This is a genomic window from Stenotrophomonas sp. CFBP 13718, from assembly GCF_014842145.1.
Lineage (GTDB): Bacteria > Pseudomonadota > Gammaproteobacteria > Xanthomonadales > Xanthomonadaceae > Stenotrophomonas.
Window position 1 is genome coordinate 530,449 of the sequence record NZ_JACYVC010000002.1, and the last position, 14,201, is coordinate 544,649.

Sequence of the window (14,201 nt, forward strand, 5' to 3'; positions counted from 1 at the left end):
GCGTTTCTGACGGCTTCCTTCGGGAAGCCGTTTTTGTTTCTGCCGCGCGCGCAGAACCTGCGTTGCGGGTGCCGTGGTGCCAAAGGGCGATCAGCCCGCAGGGCGCAACCGCAGCCGCAGATCGGTCCCCACCTGGCATTGATCGATCAGCTGCAGGCGGTGCTGCTGTTGCATGGCGTGCACGCCAAGGCCTGCAAACAACGGCAGGCCATGCTCGCCGAGCAGGGTCGGCGCCTGGTAAAGCAGCAATTCGTCCACCCAGCCGCCTGCCATCAAAGCACCTGACAGGGTCGCGCCGGCTTCCGTAAGCAGTTCGTTGATGCCACGCGCGCCGAGCAGCGCCAGCACCGCCGCCAGGTTCAGGCGGCCGCCGACGCACGGCACGCTGGCAAACTGCGCATCGGCCGCATCGGTTGCACTGATGCCGGGATCATGCAGGTACAGCGTCGGCGCCGGGCCTTCGCGCACGCGCGCGCATTCCAGCGAGCGGAGTTGGGCATCCAGCACCACGCGCAACGGCGGCAGCACCTCCGTGTCGGCCAGACGCACCGTCAGCTGCGGGTCGTCGGCGAGCACCGTGGAGGCACCGGTCAGGATCGCGCCAGCCCGAGCACGCCAATGCTGCACGTCTTCACGTGCGGCAGCGCCGGTTATCCATTTGGACGTGCCGTCCGCCATCGCCGTGCGACCATCCAGGCTGGCCGCGAGTTTGACCCGCACCCACGGCCGACCGCGTTCCACACGCGACAGGAAGCCACGGTTCAATTCACGTGACTGCGCGGCCATCAGCCCCTCGCTGACCTCGATGCCCGCCGCACGCAGCAGATCGAATCCACCGCCATCGACCTGCGGGAAGGGGTCACGCATGGCCGCCACGACATGCGTGATGCCCGCTTCGATCAGCGCGAGCGCACACGGGGGCGTACGACCGTAGTGGGCGCACGGCTCCAAGGTGACGTAAGCCGTGGCGCCGCGTGCCTGTTCGCCCGCTTCGCGCAGGGCGAATACCTCGGCATGTGGTCCGCCAGCGCGCTGGTGCCAGCCCTGCCCGACCACCCGCTCGCCATGGGCGATCACGCAGCCCACCATCGGGTTGGGCCGTGCGGTGTAGGCCGCGCGCTCCGCCAACCGCAAGGCAGTCGCCATGTGCAGATGATCGAGGGCAGAGAAACCGGTCATGCAGCGCCGGTCCCGCTCAGCTCTTCTTTTTCTTGGTCAGGGCGATCACATCGCCCAGCAACTGCAACTGCTCGGTGCTGGCGGGCAGTTCACGCTCCAGCTTTTCGATTTCCTCGCGGAAATCCGCCACATCGCCGAAGCTGCGATACACCGACGCGAAACGGACATAGCCGACATGGTCCAGCTTGCGCAGCTCGTTCATCACGAACTCGCCGACGCGGATGGAGGGCACTTCACGCTCGCCGCAGATCCGCAGCTGGTGCACGACCGCACGTACCGCTGATTCGATCTTTTCTTCCGGCACCGGTCGCTTCTGCAGCGCGCGGTCAAAGCCGGCGCGGACCTTGCGCGCCTCGAATGCCTCGCGGCTGCCGTCACCCTTGATGATGGTCGGCAGCTTGAGCTCGATGGTTTCCAGGGTGCTGAAGCGCTCGTTGCAGGCCTCGCACTCACGCCGGCGGCGGATCGTCGCACCGTCTTCAGAGACGCGCGAATCAATCACCCGGGTATCGGCATGTTGGCAGAACGGACAATGCATGGAGCGCCTTGCGTAGTGGAAACGTCATGCCGTGGTCATGGCAGCGTCGCCACGGTACTGGAGATGGCCATGCGCGGCAAACCGCAAGGCCCTGCAACGCCGGGAAGGGCGCGGCAGGGCATGCTGTCACCGATGCACGGGCTCAGCCGTAGACCGGGTACCTGCGGCACTGCGCACTCACCGCATCGCGCACCCGCGCGATCACCGCATCGTCGGCCGGTGCGTCGAGCACGTCGGCGATCCAGTTGGCCAGGTCGACGCAATCCTGTTCGACGTATCCGCGGGTGGTCACCGCCGGCGTACCCAGGCGCAGGCCCGAGGTCACGAACGGTGAACGCGGATCGTTCGGCACCGAGTTCTTGTTCACCGTGATATGCGCCTTGCCCAGCGCCGCCTCGGCGTCCTTGCCGGACACCTCTTTGCCGATCATGTCCACCAGCATCAGGTGGTTCCGGGTACCGCCGGACACGATCTTGTAGCCACGGGCGATCAGCGTATCGGCCATCGCCTGGGCGTTCTTCACCACCTGCTGCTGATAGGTGGTGAACGAGGGCTCAAGCGCTTCCTTGAACGCGACGGCCTTGGCCGCGATCACGTGCATCAGCGGGCCACCCTGAATGCCCGGGAAGACAATCGACTGCAGCTTCTTGACCAGTTCCTCGCTGGCACCCTTGGCGATGATGATGCCGCCACGCGGCCCACGCAGCGTCTTGTGGGTGGTGGAGGTGACCACATGCGCGTGCGCCAGTGGGCTGGGATAGACGCCCGCAGCGACCAGACCGGCGACATGGGCCATGTCCACGAAGAGGTAGGCGCCCACCTTGTCGGCGATGGCGCGGAAACGCGCCCAGTCCACGATCTGCGAATAGGCCGAGAACCCGGCGACCACCATCTTCGGCTTGTGTTCGACGGCCAGTCGCTCGACTTCGTCGTAATCGATCAGGCCCTGATCGTTCACACCGTACTGCACCGCATTGAACAGCTTGCCGGAGGCATTCACCTTGGCACCGTGGGTCAGGTGACCGCCGTGGGCCAGGCTCATGCCCAGGATGGTGTCGCCCGGCTGCAGCAGCGCGAAGTAGACCGCCTGGTTGGCCTGCGAGCCGCTGTGCGGCTGCACGTTGGCGTAATCCGCGCCGTACAGCTGCTTCAGGCGGTCGATGGCCAGCTGTTCGGCGACGTCCACATACTCGCAGCCACCGTAGTAGCGCTTGCCCGGATACCCTTCGGCGTACTTGTTGGTCAGCTGGCTGCCTTGGGCTTCCATCACCAGAGGGCTGGCGTAGTTCTCGCTGGCGATCAGCTCGACGTGATCTTCCTGGCGCTGGGCCTCGTCGGCGATGGCCTTGGCCAACTCGGGATCGTAGCTTTCGATTCGGGCATCGCGCGGGAACATCGGTTTCTCCGGGGGCAGGCAGGAAAGGAACGGCAAGACCGCAATTGTAGTCCGTGCGCTGCGGGTCTCAAAACGGACCACGGATGCGCACGACGCCGTTCCTGATCCAGGGTCATCGCGGAATGCGCGTCTCGAGCGTGGCGAGGCGTTGGAGCCGCAGCGCGAGCCTGCTCGTGCCCGCCCACTCATCGCATGGCGCTGTACGCAGAACGGCGCCCCCAAGAGGCGCCGTTCTGCAGGCTGCAGCCCTCAGCCCGTCAGGCCATCAGCTCAGCGGTTGTTGATCACGAAGTCCGCCAGGATCCCCGTTGCGATGGCGACCAGCAGCAGGTTGCCGCGGTCATCGCGCACCCAGTGGTGTCCACGCGGCGGGCGACGTACGTGGTAGCTGTTGTAGTCATTCACCACGTAGATCGGGCCACGGTAGTAATCCCGATACCGGTGGCCGACCTGCCAACCGTAACCCGGACCGTGCCCATAAGCGGGGCGGTACGCAGGGCCGTAAGCGGGGCGGTATGCCGGGCGATACACCACGCGCGGCGGGGGCGCCGGACGGTAGTAACCCGCGTGACGTCGATCATCCCGCCACTCACGGCGATCATGGCGGTCATGGCGACGATCATCGCGCCAGTCCCGGCGCGTTTCACGGCGGTCGTTGCGGTGGTCACGGCGGTCATCGCGACGATCGTCCCGCCATTCACGGCGATCGCGATCATGGCCGCGGTGGCGGTCATTGTCGGCGAAGGCGGGCGCGACAGCGCCCAAGGCCAGCAGGGAGGCCACGGCACCGGCCACAAGTCGATTGATGCGCATGCGTGGGCTCCTAGCTGTTGGGTGATGTTTCCCATAATGCGCATCGCATATGAACCGTTTCCCGCTGGAAACGGTTCCCCTTCATCGCGACCCATGCCTGTTCAGCTATGGGCCAGAGACGTCACTACGGCAGCGCTTTCCAGCGCCCCATCAACTGCACCGGATTGCCTTCTCCGGCGACCGTGATGGAGTACAGGCCGGGCGCAAGCCCATCCAGATTGCATTGCCGCCACGCATCGCCCTTGTCATCGCAGATCAACGGCGGGAACCCGGTGCCCACGGGCCCATACACTTTGAGCGCTACTTCCGCATCGCCTCCCCAAGTGAACACCTGCATATTCGATGGCTTGGCCAGTCGCACGCGGCGCGCCGCCTCGTACGTCGTTCCACCGGCGAGCTGAGCAAACACACCCGTCGCCTGCCCCTGCTTCAGGTCCGCTGCCGGTCCGGGCAGGGTCAGGTTGATCCGCATGTCCTGCGCTCCTCCCAGCAGCCGAAGCTGCAGCACGCGCGCACCGGCCGAGCCCGACAGGTCGACGTAGCCGCCAACGGTGTCCAGGCCGTCAAGTTCGAACCTGCGCAGCACTACGCCGTCGACCCATGCAAATTCGATGCCCCCGGACAGCTTCATACCCGCATCAGCGGACGATATTCCAAAGCCGATCCCTTTATCGGTGGACGCCACCGCGACGTTGAATACACGCTGCGTTCCGGCGGGTACGGTGAGATCGCTCACCGACAGCGGCGACGGCAGCAAGGGCGCAACATCGGCGGCCATGGCCGATGAGGGCACGGCAGGAGCAAGCAGAAGGCACAGCAGGGCAGGCAACAATGAGCGGTTCATCAACGCGTCTCCGATTGAGTGGTGCGTGACCATCGTGGTCCGCCCGCCCATCCCGGACCATCCGCCCGCGCCGCGCGCACCTGTGGGGGAAACGCGCCGCAGCCCGTCTGTGACCCGCACCTGTCCCGCCTTGGGGCCCCGCACGGCCGCCATGGCAGTGAAACCGGCGATCAGCGATAATGACCAGTCAAATATTCCGTTTTCCGCCGGCCCTGCCTCTCGGCCCGGTGGATCGACCCTTTGGGAGACTCCATGTCCTCGCAATACATCTACACCATGAACCGCGTGTCCAAGGTGGTCCCGCCCAAGCGGCAGATCATCAAGGACATCTCGCTGTCGTTCTTCCCGGGCGCGAAGATCGGCCTGCTGGGTCTGAACGGTTCCGGCAAGTCCACCGTGCTGAAGATCATGGCCGGCGTGGACACCGATTTCGAGGGCGAAGCGCGTCCGCAGGCCGGCATCAAGGTCGGCTACCTGGCGCAGGAACCCGAGCTGGATCCGACCAAGACCGTGCGTGAAGCGGTTGAAGAAGGCGTCGGCGAAGTACTGCAGGCCCAGGCCCAGCTCGATGCGGTCTACCTGGCTTATGCCGAGGAAGGCGCTGATTTCGACAAACTGGCCAAGGAACAGGAGCGCCTGGAGGCGATCCTGGCCGCCGGTGACGCGCATACTCTGGAAAACCAGCTGGACGTGGCGGCCGATGCCCTGCGCCTGCCACCGTGGGAAGCCATAGTGGGCAAGCTCTCCGGTGGTGAGAAGCGCCGCGTTGCGTTGTGCCGCCTGCTGCTGCAGAAGCCGGACATGTTGCTGCTCGATGAGCCGACCAACCATCTCGACGCCGAGTCGGTGGAATGGCTGGAGCAGTTCCTGGCGCGCTACACCGGCACCGTCGTGGCGGTCACCCATGACCGCTACTTCCTCGACAACGCCGCCGAGTGGATCCTGGAACTGGATCGTGGCCGCGGTATTCCGTGGAAGGGCAACTACACCGACTGGCTGACCCAGAAGGATGAGCGCCTGAAGCAGGAAGACAACCAGGAAAAGTCCCGCCAGAAAGCCATCCAGAAGGAGCTGGAGTGGTCGCGCCAGAATGCCAAGGGTGGCCGCACCAAGGGCAAGGCCCGTCTGGCCCGCCTGGAAGAGCTGCAGTCGGTTGATTACCAGAAGCGCAACGAGACCAACGAGCTGTTCATCCCGCCGGGTGAGCGCCTGGGCAATGCGGTGATGGAGTTCAAGAACGTCTCCAAGAAGTTCGGCGACCGCCTGCTGTTCGACAACCTGAACTTCCTGGTGCCCGGTGGCGCCATCGTCGGCATCATCGGCCCCAACGGCGCCGGCAAGTCGACCCTGTTCAAGATGATCACCGGCCAGGAAAAGCCCGACACCGGCGAGATCGTGGTCGGCCCGACGGTGCAGCTGTCCTACGTGGACCAGAGCCGCGATGCGCTGGAAGGCAACCACAACGTCTTCCAGGAAATCGCCGGCGGATTGGACATCCTGAACATCAATGGCGTGGAGATCCAGTCGCGCGCCTACATCGGCCGCTTCAACTTCAAGGGCCAGGATCAGCAGAAGCTGGTCGGTTCGCTGTCCGGTGGTGAGCGTGGCCGCCTGCACATGGCCAAGACCCTGCTGCAGGGTGGCAATGTGCTGCTGCTCGATGAACCGTCCAACGATCTGGATATCGAAACCCTGCGTTCGCTGGAAGATGCGCTGCTGGAGTTCCCGGGCAATACCTTCGTCATTTCGCATGACCGCTGGTTCCTGGATCGCATCGCGACCCACATCCTGGCGTTCGAAGGTGATTCACACGTGGAGTTCTTCCAGGGCAACTACCGCGAGTACGAAGCCGACAAGCGCCGCCGCATGGGCGACGATGCCGCACCCAAGCGCCTGCGTTTCAAGGCGCTGAAGTAAGAAGCCCCGAGGACGGCCGCCCAGTGCGGCCGTCCTCTTTTTTGTACTGTCGACGTGTCGTTTCCGTCCCGATCCTGCGAGATCCACCATGCGCCTGCTTGAGCGCCTGTTCCAACTGCAGCAGCACGGCACCACCGTGCGCACCGAACTGCTGGCTGGCCTGACGACCTTCCTGACGATGTCCTACATCGTCTTCGTCAATCCGGACATCCTCTCCACCACGGGCATGGATGCGGGCGCGGTGTTCGTCGCCACCTGCCTGGCCGCAGCACTCGGCTCCCTGGTGATGGCACTGGCCGCGAACTTCCCCGTCGGCATGGCGCCGGGCATGGGCCTGAACGCCTTCTTCGCCTTCACCGTGGTCGGTGCCTCCGGCCTGCCCTGGCAGCAGGCACTCGCGGCGGTATTCATTTCCGGGCTCGTGTTCCTGGTGCTGTCACTTACCGGCGTGCGCGCGTGGCTGGTATCGGGCATTCCTTCATCGCTTCGTTCGGCCATCGTGGCCGGCATCGGGTTGTTCCTGGCCATCATCGCGCTGCAGAAATCCGGCGTGATCATCGGCAATGAAGACACGCTGGTCGCACTGGGCCCGCTCAACACGGCACCACCGCTGCTGGCGCTGGCCGGTTTCCTGTTGATCGCCATCCTGGAAGCGCGCCGGGTGCGTGGCGCGATCCTGATCGGCATCCTTGCGGTCACGGCAGCGGGTTGGCTGCTGGGCAACGTGCAGTACCACGGCCTGATGTCGCTGCCACCGAGCCTGGCCCCGACCTTCCTGCAACTGGACCTGCCCGGCCTGCTGCACCACGACGGCGGCGCGCCGCTGGCGGTGCTGCTGCAGGTGGTGCTGGTGTTCGTGCTGGTGGAAGTCTTCGATGCCACCGGCACGCTGTACGGCGTCGTCGGGCGCGCGGGCCTGCTGAAACTGCCAGGCGCGCAGAAGCGGTTCGGGCGGGCCTTGTTCGCCGACAGCACGGCGATTGTCGCGGGCTCGCTGTTGGGCACCAGCAGCACCACCGCCTTTGCCGAGAGCGCATCCGGCGTGCAGGCCGGCGGCCGCACCGGGCTGACCGCGCTGGTGGTGGCGGCGCTGTTCCTGGCGGCACTACTGTTCTCGCCGCTGGCGGCGATGGTGCCCGGGTATGCCACCGCGCCGGCCCTGCTGTTCGTGGCCGGCTTGATGCTGCGCGAACTGGTGGAGGTGGACTGGAGTGACCTGACCGAATCGGTCCCGGCCGCGCTGTGTGCGCTGGCGATGCCGTTCACTTACTCCATCGCCAATGGCTTGGCCTTTGGCTTCATCGCCTACGCCGCCCTGAAGGCCGGCACCGGACGCTGGCGCGAAGTGCACGCCGCCGTGTGGTTGGTCGCCGGACTGTTCGTGCTGCGCTACGCGCTGGAATGAAACACGTCACCGCCGGGAGCAGGTAGCGCCGAGCCGTGCTCGGCGAGCGCAGCGGCCGCTCTGGTTCAGCGCGCTGCTGACAGCGCCGCTTCGCTCGCCGAGCGTGGCTCGGCGCTACCGGGACGGTTCGCGCTGGAATGAAACGCACCTCAACCGGGAGCAGGTAGCGCCGAGCCGTGCTCGGCGAGCGCAGCAGCCGCTCTGGTTCAGCACACTGCTGACAGCGCCGCTTCGCTAGCCGAGCGTGGCTCGGCGCTACCGGGACGGTTCGCGCTGGAATGAAACGCACCTCAGCCGGGAGCAGGTAGCGCCGAGCCGTGCTCGGCGAGCGCAGCGGCCGCTCTGGCTCTGCGCGCTGATGACAAACGCCGCTTCGCTCGCCGAGCGTGGCTCGGCGCTACCGGAGCCCTGGGATCCGGGGCGCGGGTCAGACGCCCGGCGGCAATTCGAATACCTGGCGCAGGTAGGCCAGGTAGCCCGGGTCATCGCACATGCTCTTGCCCGGCGAGTCACTCAACTTGGCCACCGGCTGCCCGTTGCAGCGGACCATCTTGATGACGATGTTGAGTGGTGTGGGACCGAGATCGTTGGTCAGGTGCGTTCCCACACCGAAGGCGACCTGGCAACGACCACGGAAGTAGTCGAACAGGCGCATGACCTTCTCGATATCCAGGCCATCGCTGAACACCAGGACCTTGCTGCGCGGATCCACGCGACGGTGCTGGAAATGGGCCAGCATGCGGTCGCCCCAGTCGAACGGGTCGCCGGAATCGTGGCGCACCCCGTCGAACAGCTTGCAGAAATACATGTCGAAATCGCGCAGGAAGGCATCCAGTCCGACCACGTCGGACAGCGCGATGCCCAGGTCGCCGCGATACTCGCGTGCCCACGATTCCAGCGCAGCCACCTGCGAATCGCGCAGGCGCGGACCGATGGCCTGGAACGCCTGCAGGTACTCATGCGCCATCGTGCCGTGCGGTGTCATGCCATACACACGGGCGAAATGCACATTGCTGGTGCCAACGAGCTGCGGGCCAAGCGCATCGCGCAGCAACGGCAACAACCGTGCATGCCAGTCACGTGAGTAGCGGCGGCGGCTGCCGTAATCGGCGATGCGGCACTGTTCGAACCCCGGTGTATCGCGCAGCAACGCGGCCTTGGCCTGCAGGCGGCGTTCGCCTTCGACGAAATCCGCGGTCGTGGTGTTGCGGAACCACACCTCGTTGATGATCGCCAGCAGCGGCACCTCGAACATGATGGTGTGCAGCCAAGGGCCGGTGATGTCCAGCTCGATCTCACCCGGCACGCTGTCCGAGGCACGCAGGGTGATGTACTTGCGATCCAGGTGGAACAGGCCAAGGAAATCAGCGAAATCAGGCTTCACGAAGCGCAGGCCGCGCATGTAGTCCAGCTCGGCGCTGGTGAAGCGCAACGTGCAGAGGTGGTCGATCTCTTCACTGATCTGATCGAGGAACTGCGCCAGGTCGATGCCCGGCGTACGGCACTTGAACCGGTACTGCACGATGGCGCCGGGATGCTGGTGCAGCACCGCCTGCATCATGGTGAATTTGTACAGGTCGGTGTCGAGCAGGGAGTGGATGATCATGCCGCCATTATGCGCCGCGTGCGGGCTTGTTGCCGGGCCTGCGGCGCGGCGGCCGCGGAGGCAACGTCAAGCGCAACGGCAAGGGCTGCAGGGCTGATGCGTTGGTGGGGCGGGATGGGTTGGCGGGGGACGGCAAAAACTGCGTCCATGCGGGCCTCGTTTCGTGCCATCCATGGCACTCAACGCCCCCGCCAACCCACCCCGCCCCACCTTCGACAGGTCCATGGGGGCCATGGAACCTTTGCCGACCTGTGATCGGCGGATGTTGGCGCGAGGGGGGTGATGCTTTCCGCCGACCATGGGTCGGCGCTACCGCTTTTCTCTTTTTTTATACGTGGCTGGCGGCCACGGAAGCTGTCAGAGGGCCGGGCGGTGGGGCTGGGCGGGGGCGTTGAGTGCCATGGATGGCACGAAACGAGGCCCGCATGGATGCGGTTTTTGCCGTCCCCCGCCCAGCCCTACCGCCCGGCCCAAGCGCAGCTCAAGCGTGAAAGCCAGCCACGAGGGGCTACGCCGCTCGCAGCAACCTCGGTACCTGCAGCACCGCATGCGCCCAGATCGCCCCCCACACGGCCACCCGCACCGGCACGCTGCGCTGGTGCGCTTCAAAGCGCTTGAAGTAGCGCCACAACCCGCGATGTTTGTGCCACTCCACGAAGAAGGGACGCGAGCGGCTGGAGACGCCCCGCACATGCACAACCTGCAGGTCGTTGGCGATGGCCACGACCCCGCCCGCATCGCGCACGCGGCGGCACAGGTCCAGGTCTTCGGCATGCAGGCGGTAGCCGGCATCCCAGCCACCGATCCGGTCGAACAAGGCGCGTGGCATCAGCATCACAGCACCGGACAGGGCCGGCACCGGTTGCATCGCCAGCGACGCGTCGCGCGCGATGGCCAGCTTCGAGCCACGCCCGGGGGACCGCAGCATCATCAGGAAATCAGGGTCGCGACGACGCACGGCTTCATCCGGTTGACCCTGCTCGTCCACCTGCTCCACGCCAAGCAGGCAGTCACCCAGCGCGCTGCCGCGCTCACACAGCCGAGCCAGCGTATCCGGCTCGACCAGCACGTCCGGGTTGATGAAGGCCAGCCACGGGCTGCACGAATCGGCCACCCCTTGGTTGTTGGCTGCCGCAAAGCCGGGGTTGTCCGGGTTGGCGATGAAGCGCACACGGGCGTCGACGCTGGCGTGGCGCTGCAGGATCTCGACGGTATCGTCCTGCGACGCGTTGTCGATCACACGGATCTCGGCGATGCCGTGCGCGTCGCGCAGGCGCTGCACGCAGGCATCGATGGTGCTGCTGCTCTGGTAAGTGACGACGACGGCAACAATGGCCTGGTTCAAGCGGCTGACTCCGGCGGGGACGATGCGGCACCGAACAGATCGCCCTGCGCCTCGGGCATTATCGCGCGCTGGTAGCGGGCCTGCAGGTCATCACGTGCATCACGCAGCGGATCGTGCATCAGGAAGTCCGCCAGCCGTGGCGTCCACGCCGGCCACCGGCTCGATAACGCATCCAGATCACCGGGGTGGTTGCTGCCCTCGCTGCCGCGTGCGACGAACGCGGTCTCGCACAGCACATTGCGCCAGCCCAGGCCGGCCATGCGCAGGCCCAGATCGATCAGCGCCGCACTCCAGCCACCGTAGCTGTCGGTATCCAGTCCGCCGGCACGCTGGCGTGCGCTGCCGCGCACCAGCACTGCGTGGGTCACCGCCGAGGGCAGCTCCGGATGCTGCGGCGGCATCGCCGCGCAGGCCACCGACAACGCCGCCGGGAAGGCCGGCAGCGGATTGATCTCGCCCAGCCGTGGCCAGGCCACCGTGCCGCCCGCGTTGCACCAGGGCGTTGCAGTCGCGATCGCAGCATCACGGGCGAAGCAGGCCTGCAACTGGTCCAACCACCCTGGCACCGGGACACTGTCCGGTGCCAGTACCGCAACATCCATGCCCGCGCACGCGCGCAGCATTTCATCCAAGTGGGCGACTTCGCCCAAGGGCCGTGCGCGCCGGGTGTACTCGGCCTGCAATGGGGTATGCGCCAACCAATGCGCGATGACTGCCTGCGCACGCGGTCCGGCCTGCGCGTCGTCGGCCAGCCAGATCGCAGTGCCCGCAGTGGTGCCCGCGTCCAGCGCGGCCAGGCAATGGTCCAGCGCCGCATCGTCCACGCCCAACGGCAACAACACGATCGCCCCCATCCCGCCTCCGCTGGTGGATGCACGGCGGGCGGTTGCCCTGGCCGTGTGCCGCCAGCGTAGCAAGCAACACGGTCGCATGGCGACTGTCGATGACGCAGAGTGCTACTTGCCGCGCGGCGCGCTGATCGGCTCCATCGCACGGAAGCGACGGCTGTACTCATCAGTGAGAATGCGCGCTTCCTGACCATTGCGGACAATGGTGGGGGTGAGCAGCACGATCACTTCCGAGCGGCGGCTGTTGCGGGTTTTCTGTCCGAACAGGGCGCCCACGACCGGGATCCGGCTGAGGCCGGGAATGCCGTTGTGGCCGTCGGTCCCGCTGTCGGTGATCAGGCCGGCCAGCATGATGGTGTCACCGCTCTGGATGGCCGCTTCGGTGGCCATCTTGCGGGTGGATATGCGCGGGTTGCAGCTGCGCTCCTGCGGGTTGCAGTTGGCGGGGATATCAGCAGCGCTGCTGACTTCCTGCACGATGTCCATGAACACGGTGCCGTCGCGGGTGATACGCGGGCGCACCTTCAGAATCACGCCGGTGTCGATGTACTGCACCTGGCCGACGGTACTGGCGCCGATCCCGGTATTGACCGTGGTGGTCACGATCGGGATACGGTCACCGACATTGAGCGTGGCCTGGGCATTGTTGCGCACGAAGATGGAGGGCGTCTGCAGCAGGCGCAGGTCGGTCACCTTGTCCAGCGCGCTGACCACCGCGGCGGCATTGCGGCCAAGGAAGGTCCAGCCCAGTCCGCTGCTGCCGGTGATGGCACCGGCATAGCTTCCCCATATGTCGCGCCCTGCGGCATTGGGCAGCGTCGCCCCGCCCACGGCCCCGGTGAAGCTGGCGCCCTGCACGGCATTTTCGAAGTACCAGTTGACACCGTAACTCAGTTCACCGGTCAGGCTGACTTCGGCCACCTGCGCTTCGATGTGGACCTGCATGGGCATCACGTCCAGCTTTTCGATCACCTCGCGGATGGAGCGCCATGCCTGCGGCGTGGCGCGCACCAGCAACGTGTTGGTTTCTTCCACCGCCGACACGCCGACACGGTCGGCGCCGATTTCCAGGGTCACGCTGGCGTTGCCGGCCTGTCGCTGCGGCAGGTTCATGCCGCCATTGCCGGTGCCCCCGCTACTGCCCGTCCCGCTGCTGTCGCTGCCGAGCGAGGGGGTGTCCGTCCCGCCATCCTGGCCACCACCGCCGCCATCGATGCGCGAACTGCTGGCGCCCGGTGCCAGCGATGCACCGCTGTCGCCGCCACGGCTGCCGCTGCTGCCGAAGGTTTCCGCCAGGCGCTCGGCCAGGTCACGTGCCTTGATGTAGCGCAACTCATGCGAAAACAGCCGGGGCGCGCCGCCCGCGGTATCGATGCGGTCCAGCCACTCCTGGATCTGGTCGAGGTAGCGCACCTGCGGGGTGATCACCAACACCGCGTTGGCATTCTCCAGCGGCAGGAAACGCAGCATGCCGGCGCTGGGCGTCTTGCTGTCCTCGCCGAAAATCTTTTCCAGATCCGCAGCAACCTGCTCGGCCTTGCCGGACGTGATCGGGAACACGCCCACCGACATGCCAGCCAACCAGTCGACATCGAATATCTGCACCGTGTGCAGGTAGTTCTCCAGCTCGGCGCGCGTTCCGCCCAGCGTGATGACGTTGCGTCCACTGTCGACATTCACGATGGCATTCGGCCGCGCGTAAGGCTCAAGCACCTTCTTCATTTCCGCAGCCGAGATGAACTGCAGCGGCACCACCCGCACCTCGAACCCACGGGCGCTGGCGGCGGGCGCGGTGCTCGGCGCCACGGTTCCGGCGAGCGCCTGGTCGGCGGCAACGATGTTGTAGCGTCCGCCGCTGTAGACCATGCGCGCGTTGTTCCACCCCAGCACCATCTCCAGCAGGTTCAGTGCCTGCGCGCCGGATACCGGCTTGGGCGTTGCCAGGGTCACCGTGCCCTGCACGCCCGGCGCGATGACGTAGTTCTGCCCCAGCAGGTCGCCGAGGATCGCCTTGACCACGGCGTGCAGCGATTCACCCTCGAAGTTGAAGGTGGCATCGCCGCTGCTGGCCTGTGCCAACGCCGGCGACGCCGACGACGCGGCACTGCGGTTGATCATCGTGCCGGTGCCCCGCCGGATGACGGCCTTCGGCGCACCCTGCACGTCATCGCCATCGGCGTCAGCGGCAGGTACGGCCACACCGGTATCGAACCGGGCATTGCGCTGCACGTCCGGGATCGGCGCTGTCGTGCAGCCGACCAGCAGGGCCAGGGCGAAAGAGCAGGAAAGGAAACGCAGGTTCATGCTTGC

At 66.1% G+C, this 14,201-nt stretch carries 11 protein-coding genes; 2 read left to right on the forward strand and 9 right to left on the reverse strand.

Translation table 11 applies throughout. The features are described from left to right. Positions 1 to 90: 90 nt before the first annotated feature. From ribD to IFT58_RS05845, 5 genes are all read right to left on the reverse strand, one after another. Complete coding sequence (gene ribD / locus IFT58_RS05825; protein WP_192094150.1) at positions 91 to 1,179, reverse strand: bifunctional diaminohydroxyphosphoribosylaminopyrimidine deaminase/5-amino-6-(5-phosphoribosylamino)uracil reductase RibD; 1,089 nt, start codon at positions 1,177 to 1,179, stop codon at positions 91 to 93. Positions 1,180 to 1,195: 16 nt separating this feature from the next. Then, positions 1,196 to 1,717 (reverse strand): transcriptional regulator NrdR, encoded by a 522-nt coding sequence (nrdR, locus tag IFT58_RS05830; protein WP_188326053.1) that lies wholly within the window; start codon positions 1,715 to 1,717, stop codon positions 1,196 to 1,198. Between the two features lie 142 nt (positions 1,718 to 1,859). Beyond that, on the reverse strand, positions 1,860 to 3,113 hold the full coding sequence (gene glyA, locus IFT58_RS05835) for a serine hydroxymethyltransferase (RefSeq protein ID WP_192094184.1): 1,254 nt from the start codon (positions 3,111 to 3,113) through the stop codon (positions 1,860 to 1,862). Positions 3,114 to 3,383: 270 nt separating this feature from the next. After that, complete coding sequence (locus IFT58_RS05840) at positions 3,384 to 3,926, reverse strand: RcnB family protein (RefSeq protein ID WP_192094151.1); 543 nt, start codon at positions 3,924 to 3,926, stop codon at positions 3,384 to 3,386. Between the two features lie 124 nt (positions 3,927 to 4,050). Beyond that, on the reverse strand, positions 4,051 to 4,770 hold the full coding sequence (locus tag IFT58_RS05845) for a hypothetical protein (protein WP_192094152.1): 720 nt from the start codon (positions 4,768 to 4,770) through the stop codon (positions 4,051 to 4,053). 252 nt (positions 4,771 to 5,022) lie between these two features. On the opposite strand from IFT58_RS05845, the gene ettA reads away from it, so the two are divergent. After that, complete coding sequence (gene ettA, locus IFT58_RS05850) at positions 5,023 to 6,687, forward strand: energy-dependent translational throttle protein EttA (protein ID WP_188326049.1); 1,665 nt, start codon at positions 5,023 to 5,025, stop codon at positions 6,685 to 6,687. An 88-nt stretch (positions 6,688 to 6,775) separates the two neighbouring features. Continuing rightward, on the forward strand, positions 6,776 to 8,092 hold the full coding sequence (locus tag IFT58_RS05855; RefSeq protein WP_188326048.1) for an NCS2 family permease: 1,317 nt from the start codon (positions 6,776 to 6,778) through the stop codon (positions 8,090 to 8,092). 427 nt (positions 8,093 to 8,519) lie between these two features. Here the strand turns inward: IFT58_RS05855 and pncB are convergent, their stop codons facing one another. The 4 genes from pncB to gspD all read right to left on the reverse strand — a co-directional run bounded on the left by pncB (position 8,520) and on the right by gspD (position 14,195). Next, on the reverse strand, positions 8,520 to 9,698 hold the full coding sequence (pncB, locus tag IFT58_RS05860) for a nicotinate phosphoribosyltransferase (RefSeq protein ID WP_188326047.1): 1,179 nt from the start codon (positions 9,696 to 9,698) through the stop codon (positions 8,520 to 8,522). A 508-nt stretch (positions 9,699 to 10,206) separates the two neighbouring features. Next, positions 10,207 to 11,043, reverse strand: a complete 837-nt coding sequence (locus tag IFT58_RS05865; protein ID WP_192081168.1) for a glycosyltransferase family 2 protein — start codon at positions 11,041 to 11,043, stop codon at positions 10,207 to 10,209. Next, positions 11,040 to 11,897, reverse strand: coding sequence for a glycosyltransferase (locus tag IFT58_RS05870; protein ID WP_192094153.1), 858 nt, complete (start codon positions 11,895 to 11,897; stop codon positions 11,040 to 11,042). The genes IFT58_RS05865 and IFT58_RS05870 overlap by 4 nt, the downstream gene beginning before the upstream one ends. A 102-nt stretch (positions 11,898 to 11,999) precedes the next feature. Next, a complete protein-coding gene (gene gspD, locus IFT58_RS05875) occupies positions 12,000 to 14,195 on the reverse strand; it encodes a type II secretion system secretin GspD (RefSeq protein WP_192094154.1) in 2,196 nt (731 codons plus the stop codon). Positions 14,196 to 14,201 lie beyond the last annotated feature (6 nt).

Excerpts from the sequence above, each read along its gene's own strand:
- ribD (WP_192094150.1), bottom strand. The coding sequence starts at position 1,179 with ATGACCGGTTTCTCTGCCCTCGATCATCTGCACATGGCGACTGCCTTG.
- nrdR (WP_188326053.1), bottom strand. The coding sequence starts at position 1,717 with ATGCATTGTCCGTTCTGCCAACATGCCGATACCCGGGTGATTGATTCG.
- glyA (WP_192094184.1), bottom strand. The coding sequence starts at position 3,113 with ATGTTCCCGCGCGATGCCCGAATCGAAAGCTACGATCCCGAGTTGGCC.
- IFT58_RS05840 (WP_192094151.1), bottom strand. The coding sequence starts at position 3,926 with ATGCGCATCAATCGACTTGTGGCCGGTGCCGTGGCCTCCCTGCTGGCC.
- IFT58_RS05845 (WP_192094152.1), bottom strand. The coding sequence starts at position 4,770 with ATGAACCGCTCATTGTTGCCTGCCCTGCTGTGCCTTCTGCTTGCTCCT.
- ettA (WP_188326049.1), top strand. The coding sequence starts at position 5,023 with ATGTCCTCGCAATACATCTACACCATGAACCGCGTGTCCAAGGTGGTC.
- IFT58_RS05855 (WP_188326048.1), top strand. The coding sequence starts at position 6,776 with ATGCGCCTGCTTGAGCGCCTGTTCCAACTGCAGCAGCACGGCACCACC.
- pncB (WP_188326047.1), bottom strand. The coding sequence starts at position 9,698 with ATGATCATCCACTCCCTGCTCGACACCGACCTGTACAAATTCACCATG.
- IFT58_RS05870 (WP_192094153.1), bottom strand. The coding sequence starts at position 11,897 with ATGGGGGCGATCGTGTTGTTGCCGTTGGGCGTGGACGATGCGGCGCTG.
- gspD (WP_192094154.1), bottom strand. The coding sequence starts at position 14,195 with ATGAACCTGCGTTTCCTTTCCTGCTCTTTCGCCCTGGCCCTGCTGGTC.